18 protein-coding genes and 1 pseudogene are annotated in these 21,369 nt (G+C 70.3%); 9 read left to right on the top strand and 10 right to left on the bottom strand.

Annotation, left to right across the window (positions count from 1 at the left end; all coding sequences use genetic code 11):
• Positions 1-116 precede the first annotated feature (116 nt).
• The gene (locus DI269_RS19685) at positions 117-1,031 is read left to right on the top strand and encodes an ABC transporter substrate-binding protein (RefSeq protein ID WP_112138981.1); all 915 of its coding nucleotides are present in this window, start codon (positions 117-119) and stop codon (positions 1,029-1,031) included.
• Positions 1,032-1,071: 40 nt separating this feature from the next.
• Here DI269_RS19685 and DI269_RS19680 read toward each other — a convergent pair whose 3' ends face one another.
• A complete protein-coding gene (locus DI269_RS19680) occupies positions 1,072-1,572 on the bottom strand; it encodes an NADAR family protein (protein ID WP_112138979.1) in 501 nt (166 codons plus the stop codon).
• Between the two features lie 85 nt (positions 1,573-1,657).
• The gene (locus tag DI269_RS19675; protein WP_198667570.1) at positions 1,658-3,415 is read right to left on the bottom strand and encodes a LamG domain-containing protein; all 1,758 of its coding nucleotides are present in this window, start codon (positions 3,413-3,415) and stop codon (positions 1,658-1,660) included.
• A 171-nt stretch (positions 3,416-3,586) separates the two neighbouring features.
• On the opposite strand from DI269_RS19675, the gene DI269_RS19670 reads away from it, so the two are divergent.
• The 6 genes from DI269_RS19670 to DI269_RS19645 all read left to right on the top strand — a co-directional run bounded on the left by DI269_RS19670 (position 3,587) and on the right by DI269_RS19645 (position 11,588).
• Complete coding sequence (locus DI269_RS19670) at positions 3,587-5,263, top strand: DUF885 domain-containing protein (protein ID WP_157975102.1); 1,677 nt, start codon at positions 3,587-3,589, stop codon at positions 5,261-5,263.
• 349 nt (positions 5,264-5,612) lie between these two features.
• Complete coding sequence (locus DI269_RS19665) at positions 5,613-7,112, top strand: pyridoxal phosphate-dependent decarboxylase family protein (protein ID WP_408612311.1); 1,500 nt, start codon at positions 5,613-5,615, stop codon at positions 7,110-7,112.
• Positions 7,109-8,383 carry a lysine N(6)-hydroxylase/L-ornithine N(5)-oxygenase family protein gene (locus DI269_RS19660; RefSeq protein ID WP_112138975.1) on the top strand — a complete coding sequence of 425 codons (1,275 nt, stop codon included), beginning with the start codon at positions 7,109-7,111 and terminating at the stop codon, positions 8,381-8,383. The genes DI269_RS19665 and DI269_RS19660 overlap by 4 nt, the downstream gene beginning before the upstream one ends.
• A complete protein-coding gene (locus DI269_RS19655; RefSeq protein WP_198667569.1) occupies positions 8,380-8,970 on the top strand; it encodes a GNAT family N-acetyltransferase in 591 nt (196 codons plus the stop codon). The genes DI269_RS19660 and DI269_RS19655 overlap by 4 nt, the downstream gene beginning before the upstream one ends.
• Positions 8,967-10,727 carry an IucA/IucC family protein gene (locus DI269_RS19650; RefSeq protein ID WP_112138973.1) on the top strand — a complete coding sequence of 587 codons (1,761 nt, stop codon included), beginning with the start codon at positions 8,967-8,969 and terminating at the stop codon, positions 10,725-10,727. Before DI269_RS19655 ends, DI269_RS19650 begins: the two co-directional genes overlap by 4 nt.
• 93 nt (positions 10,728-10,820) lie before the next feature.
• Positions 10,821-11,588 (top strand): SDR family NAD(P)-dependent oxidoreductase, encoded by a 768-nt coding sequence (locus DI269_RS19645; RefSeq protein WP_198667568.1) that lies wholly within the window; start codon positions 10,821-10,823, stop codon positions 11,586-11,588.
• A gap of 24 nt (positions 11,589-11,612) precedes the next feature.
• On the opposite strand, the gene DI269_RS19640 is transcribed toward DI269_RS19645, so the two are convergent.
• The gene (locus DI269_RS19640; protein ID WP_157975101.1) at positions 11,613-12,884 is read right to left on the bottom strand and encodes an MFS transporter; all 1,272 of its coding nucleotides are present in this window, start codon (positions 12,882-12,884) and stop codon (positions 11,613-11,615) included.
• Positions 12,885-12,949: 65 nt separating this feature from the next.
• The gene (locus tag DI269_RS19635; protein WP_112138968.1) at positions 12,950-14,260 is read right to left on the bottom strand and encodes an aminotransferase class I/II-fold pyridoxal phosphate-dependent enzyme; all 1,311 of its coding nucleotides are present in this window, start codon (positions 14,258-14,260) and stop codon (positions 12,950-12,952) included.
• 48 nt (positions 14,261-14,308) lie between these two features.
• On the opposite strand from DI269_RS19635, the gene DI269_RS19630 reads away from it, so the two are divergent.
• Positions 14,309-14,926 (top strand): pyridoxamine 5'-phosphate oxidase family protein, encoded by a 618-nt coding sequence (locus DI269_RS19630; protein ID WP_112138966.1) that lies wholly within the window; start codon positions 14,309-14,311, stop codon positions 14,924-14,926.
• 165 nt (positions 14,927-15,091) lie between these two features.
• Here the strand turns inward: DI269_RS19630 and DI269_RS19625 are convergent, their stop codons facing one another.
• The 5 genes from DI269_RS19625 to DI269_RS19605 form a co-directional block, all read right to left on the bottom strand.
• Positions 15,092-15,964, bottom strand: coding sequence for a ThuA domain-containing protein (locus tag DI269_RS19625; protein WP_112138964.1), 873 nt, complete (start codon positions 15,962-15,964; stop codon positions 15,092-15,094).
• 34 nt (positions 15,965-15,998) lie between these two features.
• Positions 15,999-16,895 carry a M23 family metallopeptidase gene (locus DI269_RS19620; protein ID WP_112138962.1) on the bottom strand — a complete coding sequence of 299 codons (897 nt, stop codon included), beginning with the start codon at positions 16,893-16,895 and terminating at the stop codon, positions 15,999-16,001.
• 153 nt (positions 16,896-17,048) lie between these two features.
• Positions 17,049-17,846: an ABC transporter permease gene (locus DI269_RS19615; protein ID WP_232822825.1), complete on the bottom strand. Its 798-nt coding sequence runs from the start codon at positions 17,844-17,846 to the stop codon at positions 17,049-17,051.
• Positions 17,847-17,855: 9 nt separating this feature from the next.
• A complete protein-coding gene (locus tag DI269_RS19610; RefSeq protein ID WP_112138960.1) occupies positions 17,856-18,674 on the bottom strand; it encodes an ABC transporter permease in 819 nt (272 codons plus the stop codon).
• Positions 18,671-19,624: an ABC transporter ATP-binding protein gene (locus tag DI269_RS19605; protein WP_112138958.1), complete on the bottom strand. Its 954-nt coding sequence runs from the start codon at positions 19,622-19,624 to the stop codon at positions 18,671-18,673. Before DI269_RS19605 ends, DI269_RS19610 begins: the two co-directional genes overlap by 4 nt.
• A 237-nt stretch (positions 19,625-19,861) precedes the next feature.
• Here DI269_RS19605 and DI269_RS19600 point away from each other — a divergent pair, with 237 nt between their 5' ends.
• Positions 19,862-20,914 (top strand): fatty acid desaturase family protein, encoded by a 1,053-nt coding sequence (locus DI269_RS19600; protein WP_112138983.1) that lies wholly within the window; start codon positions 19,862-19,864, stop codon positions 20,912-20,914.
• Positions 20,915-20,962: 48 nt separating this feature from the next.
• Here DI269_RS19600 and DI269_RS19595 read toward each other — a convergent pair.
• Positions 20,963-21,369 (bottom strand): annotated as a pseudogene (locus DI269_RS19595) (DNA primase); the annotation flags it as partial.

Genomic DNA, 21,369 nt, shown 5'->3' with positions numbered 1-21,369 from the left:
CGCGGCCGTGCCGCACGGCGTGCGCGCCGACCGGGGCCACGCGACCGGGCCGCGCCGGCGCCCGGACCCCGAACTTCAGACCACCTGAGCCCACACCCATCTTGGAAGGAAGACCCATGTTCAGAGTGCGAGGCACTCGTGCCGGAATCGCCGCCGCGGCGGTCCTCGGCACCGCGATCGCGTTGACCGGCTGCTCCTCCGACGACCCGCTCGGCGAGAACGAGTCGTCCGGCGAGGCCGCCGAAGGCACCATCGTCGTCGGCTCCCAGGCGTACTACTCGAACGAGATCGTCGCCGAGATCTACGCGCAGGCCCTCGAAGGGGCCGGCCTGGAGGTCGAGCGCCGGTTCAGCATCGGCCAGCGCGACGCCTACATGCCGGAAGTCGAGAGCGGCGCCATCACGCTGTTCCCCGAGTACACCGGCAACCTGCTCCAGTTCCTGGACCCGGAGACGACCGCGCGGTCCCCCGAGGACGTGTACGCGGCGCTCCAGGAGGCCCTGCCGGAGGGGCTGACGGTCCTCGACCAGTCGACCGCGTCCGACCAGGACTCGTACACCGTGACCAGCGCCTTCGCGGAGGCGAACAGCCTGGTCTCGATCGCCGACCTGGCGAACGTCTCCGACACGCTGACCCTCGGCGGCCCGCCGGAACTCGCCGAACGGCCGTACGGCCCCACGGGCCTGGAGGAGACCTACGGCGTGTCGGTCGAGTTCTCCGCGACCGGTGACACCACGGTCGAAGACCTGGTGGCCGGGACGGTGAACGTCGCGAACGTGTTCACCGCCGACCCGCGCATCCAGACCGACGACCTGGTGGTCCTGGAGGACCCCGAGTCGCTGTTCCTGGCGTCCAACGTGGTGCCGCTGGTGAGCGAGTCGGTCGCCGACGACGTCGCCGACGTCATCAACGCGGTGAGCGCCGCGCTGACGCCGGAGGGCCTGGTCGCGCTGAACGTGCAGAGCACGGTCGACCAGGAGTCCACGCCGGACATCGCGTCGAAGTGGCTGTCGGACAACGGCCTGAGCTAAGCAACTGAGAAGGGCCGGTCGTTCGCGACCGGCCCTTTGCCTATGCCCGCAACTGCGCGCGGGCCTCCATGAGCGCTTGCCCGAGGAGGTTGAGGCCGCGCCAGGTGCCGGGGTTCGCGGCGCGCGGGTCGTCCCCGGCGAGGCCGATCCCCCAGATCCGGTCGACGGGACTGGCCTCGACGAGGACCCGGTCCCCGGTGCCGAGCAGAAACTCGCGCAGGTCCGGGTTCTGACCGAACTTGAGCACATTGCCGCGCACGACGATCCCGAGCCGCTCGGCCTCCCACACCTCGGGTTTGAACCCGCGGGCCTGGCGCCCGAGTTTCTTGACCTGGGCGGGGTGCCCGGCCTCCAGAATCCGCTCGGCGGTCTCGCCGTCGCCGAACAGCCATGCCTTGTGCGCCATCATGTAGTGCTCGGCGGTGGCGTACCGGTGCCCGTCCTCGGCGAACCGACTCGGCCACCACTGACTCAGACACCCGCGCCCGAGACCGTCGGCGCCGGCCTTCTCGTTCCAGAAGTAGAGGTACTTGACGGACATCGGCCCAGCCTCCCACGTTGTGCGCTAGGCGTGCAACGGCTTAGCCGGGCGGCTCCGCCTATGCGGAGCCGCCCGGCGGTGTTCGTCAGAGGTTCGGATTCTCGGTCCCGCTGCTGAAGCCGAAGACGTTGATGCGATAGTCGTCGATCGCTCCGGTGTATGCCCGGACTTCGTCAATGGCACCGTGGAAGTACGAGCCGGAGACGTCACCGGTGACCGATCGGCCGATCTGGAGTCCGCCTGTGGCCGACCACGAGTCGAAGTCGCCGTCGATGACCGCCGGCGCCTGGATGCCCCCGACGTACAGAGCCCACTGGTCGAGGGCGCCGTCGAAGACCACGACGATTCCCTGCGGACTCCAAGCGTCGGGGCCCCTGCGGCTGGTCACGCTGACCGTTTCGGCGTCCGGCGCATCGGCTTTCGCGACCACGAGCTCCCAGGAGCCCAGTGCGGCGTTGTACCGGACTTCGACCAGCGGCCGGTGCTCGCCTGCGATCGAGAGGACGGTCATGTCCTGGGTCAGGCTCTCCGGCTGGACTTTGGCCGACAGGCTGAAGGATCCAGCGGTGTCGAGCTGCGGCGTGGCCGCCGAGGCGTAGTCGCCGTCCCCGTCGAGGAGGAGGTGGCCTGCGCCCGCGATCGGGAAGGGATCGCCCGAGAACGGGTCCTCGGGTTCGCCGTAGATCGAGGCGTCGCCGTACAGGGTCGCCGATTCGCCGCCGAGGTATTCGGGGCTGACGCCGTCGGTCACGCCGTTGAACTGCCAGTAGCCCTCGCGGTGGAACTGCGGGTACACGGCGAGGCCGGCGGCCTCTCCGGCGGCGACGTAGCGGTCGAAGACCCGGGGCTCGGCAATGTCGCCGTTCCACTGGTAGGACCAGGCGTCGGCGGCGCGGGCGCGGCCGATCTGGACGTCGCCCACGGCGTTCCACACGGTCTCGCGGACGGCGGAGCCGACCTGGGTGCCGTTGACGTACAGGACGATCGTCTGGTCGACCTGGTTGTAGACGCCCACGAGGTGGACCCATTCGTCGGCGGTGCCGGGGCGGACGGAGCCGCCTGAGACGCGCCATTCGCCGGCGGGGTCGAACTTCGCGTCGGGGATCCAGAAGGACCATTCGCCGGAGGTCGCCGAGAGCGAGCGGTAGCCGAGTGCGAATCCGGACTCCTCGCGGCTCTTGACGCTCACGGCGGCCTGGTCGCGGGCGAGGTCGTCCACGCGGACCCAGGCGGAGACTGCGAAGCCCTCGTCGGTGCGGAGGAGGCCCTTGTCGGTGGTGTTCACGAAGGCGCGCCTGGTGCCGTCGAAGGAGGCGGCCGTAGCGTCGCCCGGTCCGTCGGTCCCGAGGGTGACGCCGCTGCCGGGGGTGCCGAGGTTGGCGCCGTTCGCGTCGGCCACCGCGGTCGATCCGGCGGGCTCGTCGAGGGCCCATTCGCCGACCGGGGCCTTCGCACTGACCCGGAAGTCGTAGTACGTCGTCACGCCTGCGCCGGCGGCGTTGACCGCCCGGACGGTCAGCATCTGGGAGCCGGCGATGGTCGGCATGAACTCCAGTTCGACCACTGCGCTCGGGGGATCGAGATCGATCCTGCGCTGCCCGACGCTGTCGTAGTTGAAGTCGACGAGGTAGTACGCGATGTCGGGATCGACGGCAGTGATGGTGATGGTGCCGATCTCACCGAGCACGGGGTGGAGCTGGTCGTCATCGGGGAAGTCGTCGCTGGTGATGACCGGGGCCGTCGGTGCGGCCGCGGCCGGAGAGGCGAGGCCGCCGACGGCCAGCAGGCCCGCCAGTGCAGCGAGGGCGACCCGCTGCGCGGATCGCTTGAGGGTTATGGACATCTGTGTGTATCTCCAATTCGAGCCCGGGGTAGGGCCGGAATAGTTGAACATGTTCAACTTGCAGAGGAAGCATACTCCACAACAGATCGCAGAATGGTACCCGGCGAAGCAGCTTGCCGGTCGGCTAGCCAGGGCGCTAGGGTCGGGGCACCTCGATTTGGAAGGGTGCACATGGGCGATCCTCAGCTCGCTGCGCTGGCGCAGCGGTACTTCGACTTTCATCTGGCCGACAACCCCACGTCGGCCAGCTTCTACGGGATTGCGGGCTACGACCACCTGCTGCCGGACCCGAGCCGGGACGGGGACGCGGTGCGTCTCGCGCATCATGCCGAGGTCCGGGAGGGGCTCGCGGGGATCGATGCGGCGGGGCTGGCGGGGCAGGACCGGATCACGTATTCGATGCTCGGGCGGCTGGTGAACGACCAGTCGGCGGTGATCGAGGCAAGGCTCGGGGAGGTGGCGCTGAGCAACACGATCTCGGGGCCGGTCTCGTCGATGCTGTCGTCGCTGCCGCGGCAGAGCCTCGACACGGAGCAGCGGAGCAAGGACTACCTGGTGCGGCTCGGCAAGGTCGGGGAGTACTTCGACGCGGTGCTGGAGCGGTACCGGCAGGCCGGCTCCGAAGGGCGGCACCAGACCCGGACCGGGGTGCTGGGTGTGATCGAGCAGTTGGACGACTACCTCGCGACGGATATAGCACGGGACGCCCTCGCGGCGCCGGTGCCGACCGGGGTCGATGTCGATGCGTGGCAGGCCGAGGCGAGGGCGCTCGTGGCCGAGCGGGTGCGGCCCGCGCTCGTGCGGTGGCGGGAGGCGCTCGAAGCGGAGTTCCTGCCGGTCGCGCGCGGCGACGAGCAGGTGGGGATCTGCCACGTCCCCGGCGGTGGGGAAGGGTACCGGGCGGCCTCGCGGCAGTTCACCACCACCGACCTCGATCCTGAAGCGGTGCACCGGATCGGGCTCGAAGAGGTCGAGCGCAACCGCGCCGAGTTCGCCGAGATCGGGGCCCGGGTCCTGGGCACCGGCGTGGTCGCGGAGGTCGTCGACCGCTTGCGGAACGACGAGTCGCTGCGGTACGAGACCGCCGAGCAGATCGTCCACGACGTGACCGCGGCGCTGCGGCGGGCCGAGGCCGCGCTGCCGAGCGCGTTCCTGGACTACGAGATCGCGCCGTGCTCGGTCGAGGAGATCCCCGAGGCCGCGGCGAAGGGCTCGACCCTCGCGTACTACACGGTCCCGGCCTCGGACGGGTCGCGGCCGGGCACGCACTGGGTGAACACCTATGCGCCGCAGAGCAGGGCGCGGTACGAGTACGAGGCGCTCGCGTTCCACGAGAGCGTCCCCGGGCACCACCTCCAGTTCGCGCTGGGCCAGACTCTGAAGGACCTGCCGCAGTTCCGGCAGTTCGGGTACGTGACCGCGTTCGGCGAGGGCTGGGGCCTGTACACCGAGCGGCTGTGCGACGAGATCGGGCTCTACAGCGGCGATCTCGCGCGGCTCGGCATGGTCTCGTTCGACGCCTGGCGGGCCTGCCGGCTGGTCGTGGACTCCGGGATGCACGCGTTCGGGTGGTCGAGGGAGCGCGCCGTGCAGTTCATGCGCGACAACACGGCCCTGTCCGAAGTGAACATCGCGAACGAGGTCGACCGGTACATCGCGTGGCCGGGCCAGGCGCTCGCGTACATGATCGGGCGCAAGCACATCGAGGGCCTGCGCGCGAAGGCCGAGCGGGAGCTCGGGGACGCGTTCGACCTGCGGCACTTCCACGACCGGATCCTCGCGAGCGGGTCGATCCCGCTGGAGACGATGACGGGCGTCGTGGACGCGTGGATCGCCGAGGCCGGGTAATCCGGTCGGTGTCGGATCGCTGACAGACAGTTCTGCCCCGGTCCGAGATGATTTGAGCGCGGCGGCGACTCCCCCCGGGCGCCGCCGCAACTCCCCTACGGCGACGCGGCGGGTGGAGTCGCCGCCGCGATGCGTTGCGGCGCAGCATTCCCCTACAGTCCACAATGGATGCAGAAGCGCGCTCACCGCAATCTCCCGCAAATGCCGATCAACGGATGAACCGCAAGAGAAGCGTGGAGAACATCACCATTCGGGATGAGCCCTTTCGCCGATCAGGCACTTAGGTTAGCCTAACCTACACGTTCCCCGGTATCCCGAGCGACTGTCCCTGTCGAAAGGACCCTCCGTGCTGACAAGCGCCGACCTCCGTCCGGCTCCCGTGCCGCGCAACCGCACCGACCCTCCGGCCCTCCTCGGCCGCGACTCGGCGGCCGCCTACCGCGGCCTCATCGCCGACGTCGCCGGCCGCATCGCCGAGCGGTTCGCCACCGTCGACCGGCCCTGGACCGGCGCCGCCCCCGCGGCACTCGCGCCCGCCGTGGCCGCCGTCGACCTCGACCGGCCCCTGGAGTCCTTCGACGCGGCCTTCGAAGAGGTCGGCGGCCTCTACCTCGACGACGCGGTCTGGTTCCACCACCCGCGCTACCTCGCGCACCTCAACTGCCCCGTCGCGCTCCCGGCCGTCGCCGCCGAGACCGTCCTCGCGGCCGTGAACACCTCGGTCGACACCTGGGACCAGAGCGCCGGCGGCACCCTCATCGAGCAGCGGCTCATCGACTGGACCGCGCAGCGCATCGGCCTCGGGCCCGACGCCGACGGCGTCTTCACCTCGGGCGGCACGCAGTCGAACCTCCACGCGCTGCTCCTCGCCCGCGACGAGGCCGTCGAGGCCGTGCTCCTCAAGCACCGCATCGAGACCGGCACCCCCATGCGCGGCGTCGAGGTCCTCCCCAGGCTGCGGTTCTTCGCCTCGCCCCACTCGCACTTCTCGGTCGTCAAGGCCGCCAGGCTCCTCGGGCTCGGCGAGGACGCGGTGGTCACCGTGCCCGCCGACGACTGGTTCCGCCTCAACCCCGCCGCCCTCGACGCCGCCATCGAGACCTGCCGCGAGCAGGGGAACGTGCCCGCCGCAGTCGTCGCCACCGCCGGGACCACCGACTTCGGGTCCGTCGACCCGCTCGGCCCCATCGCCGAGATCGCCGCCGCGCACCGGGTCTGGCTCCACGTCGACGCCGCCTACGGCTGCGGACTCCTTGTCTCCCTTGAGCACCGGGGCCTGCTGGAGGGGATCGGGTCGGCCGACTCGGTCACCGTCGACTACCACAAGTCGTTCTTCCAGCCCGTCAGCTCCTCCGCGCTCCTCGTGCGCGACCGCGCCTCGCTGCGGCACGTCACCCACCACGCCGACTACCTCAACCCCGCCGAGGGCGCCCTCCCGAACCAGGTCGACAAGAGCCTCCAGACCACGCGCCGATTCGACGCGCTGAAACTGTGGATGACGCTGCGCACCTTGGGACCCGACGCGATCGGCGCCATGTTCGACCGGGTGTGCGCGCTCGCCGACGAGGCCTGGGACTGGCTCGCGAACGACCCGCGCTTCGAGGTCGCCGCCCCGCCCTCGCAGCTGTCGACGGTGCTGTTCCGCCTCGCCGGGGCCGACGACGACACCCACCGCCGCGCCCGCGAGGCGCTCGCGGCCTCCGGCGAGGGCATGGTCGCCGCCACCCGCGTCGAGGGCCGCATCGCCCTCAAGCTCACGCTGCTCAACCCCGAGACCGTCCTCGACGACGTCGTCCCCGTGCTGGAGGCGCTCGCGCGCCACGGCAAGACCGTGCAGGAGCAGGCGTGAGCGTCAAGGACTTCATCGGGATCGGCCTGGGGCCGTTCAACCTCGGCCTCGCCGCCCTCACCGCGCCGATCCCCGATCTGAACGGGGTCTTCCTGGAGCGCAAGCCGAACGTCGACTGGCACCCCGGGATGCTCATCGAGGGCACCACCATGCAGGTCCCGTTCATGGCCGACCTCGCGACCCTCGCCGACCCGACCTCGGAGTACTCGTTCCTGAACTACCTCAAGGAGAACGGGCGGCTCTACCCGTTCTACATCCGCGAGTCGTTCTTCCAGCTGCGCACCGAGTTCCAGGACTACCTGCAATGGGCTGCAAGGAAACTCGACAACCTGGAGTTCGAACGGGACGTCGTGGAGGTGACCTGGGAGGACGGCGTGTACGCCGTCAGGTCCGAGGGCCCCGGCGGCGAGCGCGTCGACTACGCGAAGCGCCTGGTGCTCGGCACCGGGACGCCGCCGTGGGTGCCGCCGGCGTGCCGCGAGCTGGAGTCCGACACCGTCTGCCACGCCTCGGCGTACCTGGAGCACCGCGAGAAGCTCAAGTCCTGCAAGTCGATCACCGTGGTCGGCTCGGGCCAGAGCGCCGCCGAGATCTACCGGGACCTCTTGGGCGACATCGACTCCGGCGGATACGAGCTGAACTGGGTCACCCGGTCGCCGCGGTTCTTCCCGCTCGAATACACGAAGCTGACGCTGGAGATGACCAGCCCGGAGTACGTCGACTACTTCCACGGCCTGCCCGCCGCCAAGCGCGACGAGCTGAACCAGGCGCACAAGGGCCTGTACAAGGGCATCAACGCCGAGCTCATCAACGACATCTACGACGTGCTGTACGAGAAGAAGTTCACGATGGGGACCGTGCCCACGCGCCTGTTCACCAACTGCACCGTCGAGAAGGCCGCCGGGTGCGGCAGCGTGCGCCTGGGGATCCGCCAGCACGAGCAGGACCGGAGCTTCGACCTGGTGACCGAGGGCCTGGTGCTCGCGACCGGCTACAGTTACCGCGTCCCCGCGTTCCTCGACGAGGTCCGGGACCGGCTCCGCTTCGACGCGACCGGCCGCCTGGAGCCCCGCCGCGACTACAGCGTCGACAGGGCCGGGGCGGGCGAGGTCTTCGTCCAGAACGCCGAGCTCGCCACCCACGGCTTCACCGCCCCCGACCTCGGCATGGCCGCCCACCGCAACTCCTGGATCATCCGGTCGATGACCGGCCGGGAGGTCTACCCCGTCGAGCAGCGAATCGGCTTCCAGGAGTTCGGAGCACCGTCATGAACACGCTCATGAAGGCCCCCAAGACCTTCTACCACCTGCACGAGAAGCTCGGCGACTTCGGGCTGCGGCCGGTCGACCCGCCGACCGACTCGCCGCTGCTGCACGAGTGGGTCACGCACCCCAAGGCGCGGTACTGGATGATGCAGGACGCGTCCGTGGCCGACGTGCTCGCCGAGCACGAGGCCATCGAGATGAACCCGCACCACTTCGCGTACATGGGCCTGTACCACTACCGGGCCCGGTTCCTCGTGGAGGTGTACGACCCGGCGCACTCGGAGCTGGCGTCGGTGTACGACCCCGCGGAGGGCGACGTCGGCATGCACGTGCTCACCGCCCCGGCCGAGCAGCCGATCCCCGGGTTCACCAAGGGGGTCATGACCGCGGTCATGCACCTGCTGTTCGACGGGTTCGGCGCGAAGCGCGTGGTCGTCGAGCCGGACACCGGGAACGAGGCGATCCACCGCCTCAACGAGCACGTCGGGTTCCGTCCTGACAGGACGGTGAAGCTGGAGGGCAAGGAAGCGCTGCTGAGCTTCTGCACCCGAATGGACTTCGAGCGGTCCGCCGCCAAGGGAGTGAACGCATGAGCGCCATCGACCACCTGACGCCCCAGCTGTGGCGGGAGGCGACGCGGAACCTGCTGGCCAAGGCCATCGGCGAGTTCGCCCACGAGCGGCTGCTCGTGCCCGTCAAGGACGGCGAGGCGTACGTGCTGAACGCCGAGGGCGAGCGGTACCGGTTCGCCGCGCGGCGGTTCAAGCTCGACCACTGGGTCGTGGACCCGGCGTCGATCGAGCGCACCGGTCCCGAAGGCGAAGCGCTGGAGCCGGACGCGGCCGCGTTCTTCCTGGCGTTCAAGGGCGAGCTGGGATTGAGCGACTCCGTGCTGCCGGTCTACCTCGAAGAGGTCGCGGCCACGGTCAACCGCGGGGCGTTCCAGCTCTCGGAGGACCAGCCGACCGCGGGCGCGCTCGTGGGGGCGGGCTTCCAGGCGATCGAGGCGGCGATGACCGGAGGGCACCCGTGCTTCGTGGCCGGGTCGGGCCGGCTCGGGTTCACCTCCGAGGACTACCAGGCGTACGCGCCGGAGGCCGGCGCGGGCGTGCGGCTCATGTGGCTGGCGGCCCTGCGCGAGCACGCGATGTTCGCGGCCTCCCCGGGACTGGACTTCACGTGGCTGCTGGACACCCAGGTCGACGCCGACTCGCGCGAGTACTTCGACTCGATGCTCACCGACCGCGGACTGTCCTATGAGGACGTCTACCTGATCCCGGTGCACCCGTGGCAGTGGCGCAACAAGATCTCGGTGACGTTCGCGCCCGAGATCGCCGCCGGGCGGCTCATCCCCCTCGGCGAGGGGCACGACGAGTTCCAGGCGCAGCAGTCGATCCGGACGTTCTTCGACCGCACCGACCCCGGCCGCGACTACGTCAAGACCGCGCTGTCGGTGCTGAACATGGGCTTCATGCGGGGCCTGTCGACCGAGTACATGGAGGTCACGCCCGCGATCTGCGACTGGGTGGCCGACCTGGTGCACAACGACGCGACCCTGAAGCGCCACGGCACGACCGTGCTCCGCGAGCGGGCCGCGGTCGGCTACCGGCACCCGGCCTACACGGCCGGGGCGCCGAAGGGCTCGCCGTACCGGAAGATGCTCGCGGCCCTGTGGCGCGAGAGCCCGGTCCCCAAGCTGGCCAAGGGGGAGCGCGCGGCCACGATGGCCTCGCTGCTGCACCTCGACCGCGACGGGAAGCCGTTCGCGTCGGCGCTCATCCGCCGCTCCGGGCTGCGCCCGGCCGACTGGCTGCGCGGCTACCTCGACGCGTACCTGGTGCCGCTGGTGCACTGCCTGTACCGGTACGGGCTGGTGTTCATGCCGCACGGCGAGAACATCATCCTGGTGCTCAAGGACGGGGCCGTGGAGCGGGTGTTCCTCAAGGACATCGGCGAGGAGTGCGCGGTCCTGGAGCCGACCACCGACGTGCCCGAGGCGATCGCGCGGATCCGGGCCGAGGTTCCCGACGGCGTGCGGGCCCTGTCGATCCTCACCGACGTCGCGGACTGCTTCCTGCGGTTCCTCGCCGGGATCCTGCACGTCGACGGCGTGCTCAGCGAGGACGAGTTCTGGCGGGTCGCCGCGGAGGCGCTGAAGGACTATGAATCCGCCCACCCCGAGCTGAAGGACGCGTTCGAGCGGTTCCCGCTGTTCGAGGACGCGTTCCCGCTGTCTTGCCTGAACCGCTTGCAGCTCAAGAACAACCAGCAGATGGTGAACATCGAGAACCAGGAGGAGAGCCTGATCTACGCGGGCCGCCTGGACAATCCTCTTTCCATCTGGCGCTGAGGAAGACGTGATCGACGGGGCCGTCCGGCACGGGACGGCCCCGCGGTCCGCTCTCCGGGACCGGACGAGACACGGCAGGCCAAAATGAACGGCATGCAACTCAACAGTCCTGTCCTCATCACCGGAGCGAGCCACGGCCTGGGCCAGGCCACCGCGTCGCTCCTGGCCTCCCAAGGCGTCCCGCTGGCCCTGTGCGCCCGGAACGCCGCGCCCCTGAACGAGTTCGCCGCGAAGCTGCGCGCCGAGCACGACGTGCAGGTCGCGGCGCGAGCGCTCGATGTGAACGACGCCGAGATGCTGACCGAGTTCGTGCACGAGGCGGGTCGCCGGCTGGGCGACCTCGGCGGCGTGGTCGCGAACGTCGGCGGCGCGCGCGGCCGCAGCCTCATCGACACCGAAGCCGACGACTGGGCCTACACGCTCGGCGTCAACGTCGTGAACGCGATGACCGCGCTCAAGGCGTCGCTGCCGCAGCTGCGGCGCACCCGCGGCGCCGCGGTCCTGGTCTCCTCGATCTCCGGCTCCAAGCCCTCCCCCGGGCTCGCGTACGGCTCCACGAAGGCCGCGCTCAACCACGCCGCCACCGTCCTCGGCCGGGAGCTGGGCCCGAGCGGCGTCCGCGTGAACGCGGTCGCGCCCGGGTCCATGCTCATCCCCGACCGGAACTGGGACCGGCTGCGCGTGGCCGACCCCGGCCGCTACGAGGCGTTCCTCGACGAGTTCCCCGCGCGGGAGCTGGTCGACCCCGCCGACGTGGCCGAGGTCATCGCGTTTCTCTTGTCGGACAAGGCGAAAGCGGTGAACGGCGCCGTCGTGCCGGTCGACGGCGGCCAGAACGCCCCGAGCGCCTACGGCTACTGATCCTATTTCCTATAGGAAATAGGATCAGGCCGCTTCCTCGGCGGGCTTCGGCGGCACGATGCGGCCCATGAGGAACGGGACGACGCACAGGGTGACGACCGCGCAGAACACGCACAGCATCCCGTAGCTCGCGTACTCCACGATCGGGCCGGACGCGATCCCCGCGCCCATGGCGGCCAGGCCCATGACCAGGTCCGAGAACCCCTGCGTGGACGGGCGCCGCGCCGGGGTGACCGCGCCGGTGACGAGCGCGGCAGAGGCGACGGTCATGGCCGACCAGCCGAGGCCGAGCAGGACCAGGCCGATCGAGAGGCGCAGGTGGTCGGCGGCGGGCGAGGACCCGGCGACGGCGCAGGCCGCGACGAGGCCGACGGTGCCCGCCACCAGGACCGGGCGCGCGCCGTGGCGGTCGACGAGGCGGCCGAAGACCGGCGCGAGCGCGTACATGCCGCCGATGTGGAGGCCGAGGATGACGCCGACGACGGTGAGGGCGTCCTCGGGGTCGGCCATGCCGTGCCTGATGTGGAGCGCGGTCATGGCCATGACGCCGACCATGACGAAGTGCCCGAGGGCCGCGGCGACCACGCCGGTGCGCACGGCCGGGTTGGACTTGGCGGTGCGGAAGCCGTCGGCGATGGAGCGCTTGGGCGCGTCGGTCTCGCCGCTGAGCTCGCGGGCCGTCAGGAGCGGGTCGGGGCGCAGGAACACGCCGATGACCGCGGCGGTGAGGACGAACAGCAGCGCCATCGCGACCATCGAGCCGATGTAGGCGGGGCCGCCGGCCCAGGCGGTCCAGACCCGCTCGGCGAACCCGGCGATCGACGGGCCCGCGACCGAGCCGATCGTGGTGGCCCACACGACGAGCGCCAGGTGCGAGCCGCGGCGCTCGGGCGGGGCGAGGTCGGCTGCGGCGTACCGGGACTGGAGTCCCGCGAACGAGCCCGAGCCGAGCAGGAAGTACCCGGAGACCGCGACGACCGGGTTGTCGAGGTGGATCGCGGCCATGACGACGAGGGTGCCGAGGACCGCGCACGCGTAGCCGAACGCGAGGCCGCCGCGGCGCCCGAAGCGCTCGGTGATGCGCACGGCCGGGACGACCACGAGGGCCGAGCCGCCCACGAACAGGCTCTGGCCGAGCCCGGCGTAGGTCGAGGAGCCGGTCATGTCCTCGATGAGGAGCGCGCCGACGGCGATCCCGATCCCGACGGCGAGGCCGCCGAGGATCTGGGTCGTGAAGAGGGTGCGGAGTACTCGTTTCTGGAGTTTGGTCGTGTCCGGGTGTGCAGTCGCGGTCACAGGGGCTTCCTTTCTGGAGTTGTCATCCGGCGTTCGGGGCCGCTGAGGACGGCCCGGCGCGCCGGTCAGATCGGCGGCGTCGCCGGACCCGAGGCGTAGGCGATCGCGTCGGCGACCGCGGGGGCGAGCGCGGGTTCGAGCCGCGAGGTGCTGACGCGGATGCCCTGGTCGCCGTGGAAGGAGTAGCTGCGGCCCGGCGCGACGGCGAAGCCGCTGTCGCGCAGGGAGACCACGGCCGCCGTCTCGTCGGCCACGGGCACCCACAGGTTCAGGCCCGAGGTGCCCCAGGCTTCGACCCCGCGTTCGGCGAGCGCTTCGCGAAGGGCCGTTTGGCGTTCGGCGTAGACCTCCCCCGCGTGCTCGACCGCGGCCGCGACGACCTCGTCGGACCAGGCGGCGATCACGAAGTGCTGGAGGATGCCCGAGACCCAGCCGTGCCCGAGGGCCATGCGGCCCTGGAGGCGGGCCTTGGTGTCGGCGTCGGCCGCGACGATCGCGCAGCGCAGGTCGGGGCCGTAGGGCTTGGAGACCGAGCGGACGAACATCCAGTGCTCGGCGGCGTCGGCGACCGGGCGCAGCGGGGTCCGCGACAGCTCGGCCCAGTGGTCGTCCTCGATGACGAAGACGCCCGGGTGCTTCCTGACCACCGCCCGCAGGGCCGCGGCACGGTCGGCGGAGACCGTTGCGCCCGTGGGGTTCTGGCCCCGCGAGGTGAGGATGAACGCGCGGGCGCCGCCGGTCAGGGCGGCGTCGAGTTCGGCGGCGAGGGGGCCCTCGCCGTCGATCGCCACCGGCGTGACCTGGTAGCCCGCCGAGAGCAGGAGGTCGCGGCCGTTGGCCCAGGTGGGCTCCTCGACGGCGACGGTGTCGCCTGGTTCGAGCCGGGCGGCGAGGCCGCGCTCGAAGGCGTCCAGCGCACCCGAGGTGACCGTGAGGTCGCCGTGGACGCCGTCGGCGGCGAGGCGGTCGCGGGCGAGGTCGAGCAGGTGCGGGCACGGGCCGCCGTCGCGGTAGTTGCCGTGGGGCAGGTCGACCCGCGGCAGCAGCCGGGACAGGTCCGGCAGGAGGTCGCCGTCGGGCTCGCCGGAGACGAGGTCGCGGACCCCGGAGGGCACGGTGAGGGTCCCGACGGGGGTGAACGCGGAGCGCTGGCGCACGAAGGTGCCGGCGCGGCCGCCGGTCTCGACCACGCCGCGCTCGCGCAGCCGCCGGTAGGCGGAGGCGACCGTGCCGGGGGCGACGCCGAGGTCGGCGGCGAGCTTGCGGACGGGGGGCAGGGTGCGGCCCGGCGAGAGCTGCCCGGAGCGCACGCCGGACTCGATGCTGGCGGCGATCTCGCTTGCCGCGGCACCAGTGATCTGATACTGTACCGACATAACTCAAGCATTGTATCAGTACAAATTAGCGGATGGGAGCCCCCCTCGATGTCGACCCTCGAATGCCCCTACAGCGGCCGGTTCGAGCAGACCGAGCGCACGACCCCGAAGCGCTCGCGCGAGCGGGTCACGTACGAGCGGGCCGAGTCGTACCGGGTCCTCGACGAGGCGCTGTTCGTCGACCTGGCCTTCGTCGGCCCCGACGGCGCGCCCCGCGTCCTCCCCACCTTCCATGTGCGCGTGGGCGACACGCTGTACCTGCACGGCTCGACCGGCAGCAGCATGGGCCTGGGCGGGCGCGAGGGCTTCCCGGTGAGCGTCACCGCCACCGTCGTCGACGGGCTCGTGTTCTCCAAGAGCTGGTTCCACCACTCCATGAACTACCGCAGCGTCGTCGTCCACGCGAACGCCCGATTGGTCGAGGACGACGACGAGCGCTGGAACGTCTTCAAGGCCCTCATCGACCGGTTCGCCGAGGGCCGCTCCGACCGGTCCCGCGAGGCCAGCCCGAAGGAGAACGCCATGTCGGCGCTGCTCGCGATCCCGCTCGAAGAGGTCTCCATCAAGCAGCGCGCGGGCGGCCCGAAAGAGGAGCCCGAGGACGAGGACCTGCCGTTCGACAACGGCGTGGCGAACGTCAGGACACTCGTGACCGGGCGGTTGTAGACTCCGTTCCGCGCGGTGCCGGGCCAGGCTCCGCCCCCGGGGCCGTATGGGCGCTCCGAGGGTGTGAGCGGGTCGTGGGAACTTCCGGCTCGGAGCCGGTCCGGCACCGCGCCCGGAACGAAGGAGGGGCGGGCCCTGCGGGCCCGCCCTTTTCGCTTGTCCCGCTTAGACTCCGGTCTTGACCGGTGCGTCCGCGGCTTCGTTCTCGCGCTGCGTCTCGTCCTTGTCCAGGCGCCACACGGCGATCGAGCCGCCCCCGGCGACCGCCACGACGAAGAGCACGAACGTCCACGTGTAGGGCCATTCGGGGGCCGCGTCGTCGGAGTTCTGGAGCAGCAGGCCCTCCTCGCCGGCCGCCCACCAGATGCCTTGGCGGATCAGCTGGAGGAAGTCCCGGTCGCCCCAGGTCTTGCCGGTGCCGCCCGGGGAGGCGTAGAAGGCGTTGTACGACTCCGAGCTCCACGCGACCGGGTCGCCGGAGCCGAGCTGCGCCAGGACCGTCGACTCCGGCTGCACGGGCTCGGGGTCGAAGTAGTACCAGGTCTCGGTCACCGTCAGGTCCTCGTCGAGGCCCTCGGTGATCGGCGAGCCCGCGTTGAAGGACACGTCCTGCTCGGAGGCGGGCTCCACCGGGGGCGTGAGCGCGGTGGCGCCCAGCATCTCCTGGTAGAAGTCCCAGTCGGGCTCGCTCGCCGCGGCCGAGTGCGTGGCGACGAAGCCGCCGCCGCGGGAGACGAACGAGTGCAGCGAGGCCTGCTGGGCCTCGTCGAGGATGTCGGCGCCGGTGTTGAGGAACATGACCACGTCGATCCCGTCGAGGTCCTCAAGGTCCGCGGGGTCGCCCTCGATGAGGGTGAAGTTCCAGCGGCGGGCCTCCATCTGGAGGCGCTCGATCGCGAAGTCGGCCACGTCCTGGGCCCCGTTCCCGGTCGTCAGCACCAGGACCTGGGGACCCCCGGCGGCGAGGGCCGCCGAGGGGGCGAAGGCGGGCGCGCAGGCCAACGCGACGATGACGCACAGTCGCAGGAGGATTCTCACACGCCCACCTTAGCGAGCCTTGCTAACGGACGTGTCAGTCGCAGTGGCTCCAGGCGCTCGTCCACGTGGTGGAGCCGACCGAGCCGCCCCACTTGACGCAGTCGTCGGCCGCGGACTTCTTGACCGGGCCCGCGTAGTAGGCGAAGCTGCCGGAGTCCTTGGTGGTGGTGCCGCCCTCGACCTGGAGGGTCGCGGAGACCGCGCTGGCGGTGCCGACGCTCGTGTACTTCAGCGTGACGACGCAGTTGTAGCCGTTGGAGCTGTTGTACATCAGGAAGACCGCGCCGACCGTGCCCAGGGCGTGCTGGTTGATCTGGGTGTAGCCGGAGCCGCAGACGCCGCCGGGGGTGTACGGGTTGCCGCCGGAGCAGCCGTTGGTGGAGGTGATCGCCTTCTTGGTGCCCTGCGGGACCGAGACGCCCTCGACGACGGGGCTGACGACGGTGCCGCTGGCGTTGCGCTGCTCGTAGTGCAGGTGGGGCGCGTTGGAGCCGCCGGTCGAGCCGACGGTGCCGATGACGGTGCCCTGCGAGACGGACATGCTGGAGCCGGGGGCCTTGACCTGGGTGGCGAGGTGGGCGTACCTGGTGCTGGTGCCGTCGGAGTGGACGATCTTGACCCAGCGGCCGTAGCTGGTGCTGCCCTCGTTGTAGAAGTACGCGGTGCCGGCCGCGGTGGCGCGGACGGTCTCGCCGTTGATCGCGTCGGAGCCGTAGCTCTGCCAGTCGATCGACTTGGCCGGGTTGTGGGCCGGGGTGCCCACCCAGTTGTTCGCGTAGAACGTCTTGTTGCAGTTGAACGGGCTCTTGTGGGTCACTGCCTGGGCCGTGAAGTCGTCGGCGTTCGAGACCAGGGTCGGGATGAATGCTGCCGCGACCGCGGTGAGGAGTGCCGCGACGAGGAGTGCGATTCGTCGGTTGCGGTGTCTCATAAGGGGAACGTACCGAAAATTTCCTTCGTTGTGAAGGTTGCACTTGAAGAAAACCTTCTTACAAGCAAGCAGCCGCGCCCCCGCTACTCAGCGTGGACACCCGGGGTGCGGGCGCCCGCCGAGGCGGAGGCGCGGCCTGCTGCTTGACCGCTGCTACTTATACAAGGCCCGTGCAAGTCGGCGCTGCGCGATCCACATCCCGCCGACGCACAAGGCCATCAGATACGCGATGTGCACCAGCATCATCGGGCCGAGCTGGCCGAGGCTGATCCCGCGGACGAGCTCGATGCCGTGGTAGAGCGGCATGATGTAGACGATCGGCTGCGCGAAGGCCGGGTAGGCCTCCACGGGCGTGAAGGTGCCGCCGAACAGGAACATCGCGAAGACGACGGCGTTCATCCAGTCGAAGTCGGGCCAGTCGCGGAACAGCGTGGCGAGCGTCAGGCCGATCCCGGCGAAGGCGAGCGCGATGAACACGCACGCCGGGATCGCCAGGAGCGACCACCAGGAGTCGAGGAGGCCGAACAGCCCCATGACGACCACGAACGCGGCGATGTAGGTGAAGCCGCGGATGAGCGCCCACCACACCTCGCCGAGCGCGATGTCCCAGGGGCGCAGCGGAGTGTTGAGGATGCCGTCGTAGACCTTCATCCACTTGAACTTCGCGAACACGTTGATCGAGGTCTCGGCGAGCACCGCCATCATGGCGGCGTTCGCGAGGATCGCCGGCGCCACGTACGCGGTGTACGAGACCGTGGTGCCGTCGGGGAGGGTGATGTCGCCGACGAGGGCGCCGACGCCGAACCCGAAGGCGAACAGGAACAGCAGGGACTCGACGGCTCCGGAGATGACCAGGATCCAGGCCCGCCGCATGGCGATCCAGTTGCGGTTGAGCAGGGCCCCGGAGGAGCGCAGGGTGGCGCGTGCGGCGCTGTAGGCGATGACGGACACGCTGGGCTCCTAGAAGTTCAGGCGGCGCTGGACGACGTGCCGGGCGGCGAACCACCCGGTGACGGCCAGCGCGGCCAGGTAGGCGAGGTGCGCGACCGGGGGCAGCGCGGGGGCGACGTCCGCGGTGGCGGCGCGGGCGAGTTCGGTGCCGTGCCACAGCGGCGACAGCCACACCAGGGGCTGGAGGAAGCCCGGCATCTCGCTCGCGGGGAAGAACACCCCGGAGAACAGGGAGATCGGCATGACCGCGAACCGGAAGATCATGTTCAGGTTCGAGTCGTTCTTGAGGCTGGAGGCCCAGAAGAACAGCCAGGGGGCGAGGGACGCGGAGACGAGCGCGGCCGCGAGCACCGCGAACGACGCCCACCAGGAGTGGTAGACCCCGAAGAACGCCATGACGATGGCGACGATGGTGCAGTTGGTGAAGGGCCGGAACACCGCGGCGTAGGCGAGGTGGCCGTTGAGGATGTCGACCGGTCGCAGCGGGGTGGCGCGCTGGGCGAGGTAGTGGCCGCCCCAGGTCTCGTAGCCGCCGAAGACGGGGAAGACCATGTCGTTGCCGAGCATCATGACGGCGACGGAGCAGACCAGCCCCGGGGCGATGAACTCGGCGTAGGTGAGGCCGCCGATGGAGGCGGGGTCGATGTACGCGCCGACGCCGATGCCGATGGAGACCATGTAGAGGACCGGCAGGAGCACCGAGGTGAACACGGTGCCGTGCCAGATGTGCTTGTAGAGGGCGAGTTGGAGCGTGAAGGCCCGCCAGGCCCCGGTGAGCGTGCCGGGGGCGGTGCGGTCGGCGGCGGCCGTCGCGGTTGCGGTGGTCACGCTTCGTCCTCCACGAGGGCGCGGCCGGTCAGGCGCAGGAAGACGTCTTCGAGGGTGGCGCGGCGAGCCAGGACCGAGGTCGGGTGGATGTCGCGGATCTCAAGGGCGGCATTGGTGTCGTCGGCGTCGTCGGTGTAGACGAGGATCTTGTCCGGCAGCGGCTCGATCTGGGCGCCGACGCCGTCGAGGGTGTCGGCGAGGGCGGCGAGTTCGGCGGTGTGGGCGGTGCCGAAGCGCAGTTCGACGACCTCTTTGGTGACGTGGGTGTCGATGAGTTCGCGGGGGGAGCCGGAGGCGATGATGCGGCCCTCGTCCATGACGACGAGGCGGTCGCACAGCTGCTCGGCCTCGTCCATGTAGTGCGTGGTCAGGAGGATGGAGACGCCGCGGTGCTTGAGCTGGAAGAGCCGCTCCCAGACGAGGTGGCGGGCCTGGGGGTCGAGGCCGGTGGTGGGCTCGTCGAGGATGACCAGCTCGGGGTCGTTGATGAGGGAGCGGGCGATGGCGAGGCGGCGCTGCATGCCGCCGGACAGCTCGTTGACCTGGTCTTTGGAGCGGGCGGTGAGCTGGACGAAGTCGAGGAGCTCGGCGGCCTTCTCGCGGGCGGCCCTCCGCTTGATGCCGAAGTACCCGGCGTAGACGACGAGGTTCTCGAACACGGTGAGCATGCCGTCGAGGGTGTTGTCCTGGGGGACGACGCCGAGGCGGGCGCGGATCTCGGCGCCCTGGGTGCGGGGGTCGCGGCCGAAGACCTCCAGGGTGCCGGCGCTGGGCTGCGAGACGCAGCCGATCATCCGCATGGTGGTGGACTTCCCGGCGCCGTTCGCGCCGAGGAACCCGAAGGCCTCGCCGCGCCGGATCTCGAAGTCGACTCCGCGGACGGCTTCGTGGTCGCCGTAGCTCTTCCGCAGGTCGGCGGCGCTGACCAGGATCTCGTTGACATCAGGCATACCGGTGAGCCTAAAGCCCTCATACGACAACCTTCCACTCCTTACTCACAGTGTGCGTCCTTACGCATCCGGGCCCCGCCCCTTACGCTGCGGTGGCCTTCGCTGGGAGGGAGCTGGGAATAGGGGGGCAAGCCCTACCCCCATTGACGGGTCAGCGGTAGCGACAGGAGGTGCGTGAGTTGGGAGGCTAGAGGAGTCGACAATCTCCCGACAGATCGGACGTATTTCATGACGCTCATGGCCGAGAAGAGCCCGCCTGTCGCGGAGCGACCCCGCACCGGCAGCGACTTCGCCGAACTCGGACGCCGCATCAACGATGCCGGGCTCATGCAGCGCCGTCCGGCGTATTACGTGATCCGGTTCGCCGCCATGGCGGCGGTCTTCGTCGGCACCTGGGCCGCGTTCGTCCTGATCGGCGACACCTGGCTCCAGATGTTCACGGCCGCGTTCCTGGCCCTGGTGAGCACCCAGGTGGCGTTCCTCGGCCACGACCTCGCGCACCGCCAGGTCATCCGCAGCCGCACCACGTCCGAGCGGCTCGGCTGGTACACCGGCAACCTCGCCAACGGCATGGGCTACGGCTGGTGGAACGACAAGCACAACCGCCACCACGCCAACCCCAACCACGAGGATCTCGACCCCGACGTCATGGGCGGGAACCTGTTCGTGTGGTCGAAGCGCCAAGCCCGCTTCGCGCAGGGCATCGACCGGTTCTTCGGCAAGTACCAGGCGCAGCTGTTCTTCCCGATCCTCACCCTCGAAGGCCTCAACCTGAACTGGTCGGGCATCAAGTCGGTCCTCAAGCCCGGTCTGAAGAACCGCGGCTGGGAGGCCCTGTTCCTGGGCATCCACTGGGCCGCGTACCTCTCGGCGCTGTTCCTGGTGCTCTCCCCCGGCAAGGCGATCGTGTTCCTCCTGGTGCACAAGGCCGTGTGGGGCGTGTACATGGGCTCCGTCTTCGCCCCCAACCACAAGGGCATGCCGACCCTCGTCGGCGAGACCGAGCTGGACTTCCTGCGCAAGCAGGTGCTGACCTCCCGGAACGTCAAGGGCGGCTGGTTCACCAACTTCGCGCTCGGCGGTCTGAACTACCAGATCGAGCACCACCTCTTCCCGGCCATGCCCTCGGTGAACCTGAGCAAGGCCCAGCCGATCGTGGAGGAGTTCTGCAAGGAGAAGGAGATCCCCTACCACGCGACGGGGCTGATCCAGTCCTGGCGCGAGGTCCTCATCGAGCTCCACGCCCACGGCGAGCCGCTGCGCAACCCGCAGCCCGCAGGCGCGCACTAGGGCTCCGAATCTTCGAGGCCGCTCCCCGCGAGGGGGGCGGCCTTCGCGCTATTCGAACGCGTTCGCGGCCTGGTCGCGCAGGGACCGCACGTGCTGCTCCAGGCCCATGAGCTGCCCGAACAGGCTCATGTACTGGTCCTTGTCGGTGCTGGGGTTGATGCGCTGGAGGCGGCGCTTGAGGTCGGCGACCTCGGCTTCGACGACGGGCCGCTGGATGCGGGCGAGGATGGTGCGCACGTACAGCGCGTCCGGTTCGCCCGCGAGGCGCAGCTCCTCGACGGCGAGCTCGGAGACGAGGGCGCCCGCGGCGATCTCGGCGCACGCGCTCTGGACGGCGGCGACCCAGTTCGGGCCCGCGGCGGCGCGGGCCGCGCCCCCGGCGGCGGCGACGGCCTCGCGGACGGCCCGGTAGTTCGGGTCGGTGTAGGGGGCGGCGTCGACGGCGTCGAAGTAGG

This window comes from Glycomyces dulcitolivorans, assembly GCF_003265355.1.
Lineage (GTDB): Bacteria > Actinomycetota > Actinomycetes > Mycobacteriales > Micromonosporaceae > Glycomyces > Glycomyces dulcitolivorans.
Note: the sequence above shows the minus strand (reverse complement) of the source record. Positions and strands in the feature narration are given on the sequence as shown.

Bases quoted from the DNA above. Each gene is read 5' to 3' on its own strand.
- DI269_RS19685 (WP_112138981.1), top strand. From the start codon at position 117: ATGTTCAGAGTGCGAGGCACTCGTGCCGGAATCGCCGCCGCGGCGGTC.
- DI269_RS19680 (WP_112138979.1), bottom strand. From the start codon at position 1,572: ATGTCCGTCAAGTACCTCTACTTCTGGAACGAGAAGGCCGGCGCCGAC.
- DI269_RS19675 (WP_198667570.1), bottom strand. From the start codon at position 3,415: ATGTCCATAACCCTCAAGCGATCCGCGCAGCGGGTCGCCCTCGCTGCA.
- DI269_RS19670 (WP_157975102.1), top strand. From the start codon at position 3,587: ATGGGCGATCCTCAGCTCGCTGCGCTGGCGCAGCGGTACTTCGACTTT.
- DI269_RS19655 (WP_198667569.1), top strand. From the start codon at position 8,380: ATGAACACGCTCATGAAGGCCCCCAAGACCTTCTACCACCTGCACGAG.
- DI269_RS19650 (WP_112138973.1), top strand. From the start codon at position 8,967: ATGAGCGCCATCGACCACCTGACGCCCCAGCTGTGGCGGGAGGCGACG.
- DI269_RS19645 (WP_198667568.1), top strand. From the start codon at position 10,821: ATGCAACTCAACAGTCCTGTCCTCATCACCGGAGCGAGCCACGGCCTG.
- DI269_RS19635 (WP_112138968.1), bottom strand. From the start codon at position 14,260: ATGTCGGTACAGTATCAGATCACTGGTGCCGCGGCAAGCGAGATCGCC.
- DI269_RS19630 (WP_112138966.1), top strand. From the start codon at position 14,309: ATGTCGACCCTCGAATGCCCCTACAGCGGCCGGTTCGAGCAGACCGAG.
- DI269_RS19620 (WP_112138962.1), bottom strand. From the start codon at position 16,895: ATGAGACACCGCAACCGACGAATCGCACTCCTCGTCGCGGCACTCCTC.
- DI269_RS19605 (WP_112138958.1), bottom strand. From the start codon at position 19,624: ATGCCTGATGTCAACGAGATCCTGGTCAGCGCCGCCGACCTGCGGAAG.
- DI269_RS19600 (WP_112138983.1), top strand. From the start codon at position 19,862: ATGGCCGAGAAGAGCCCGCCTGTCGCGGAGCGACCCCGCACCGGCAGC.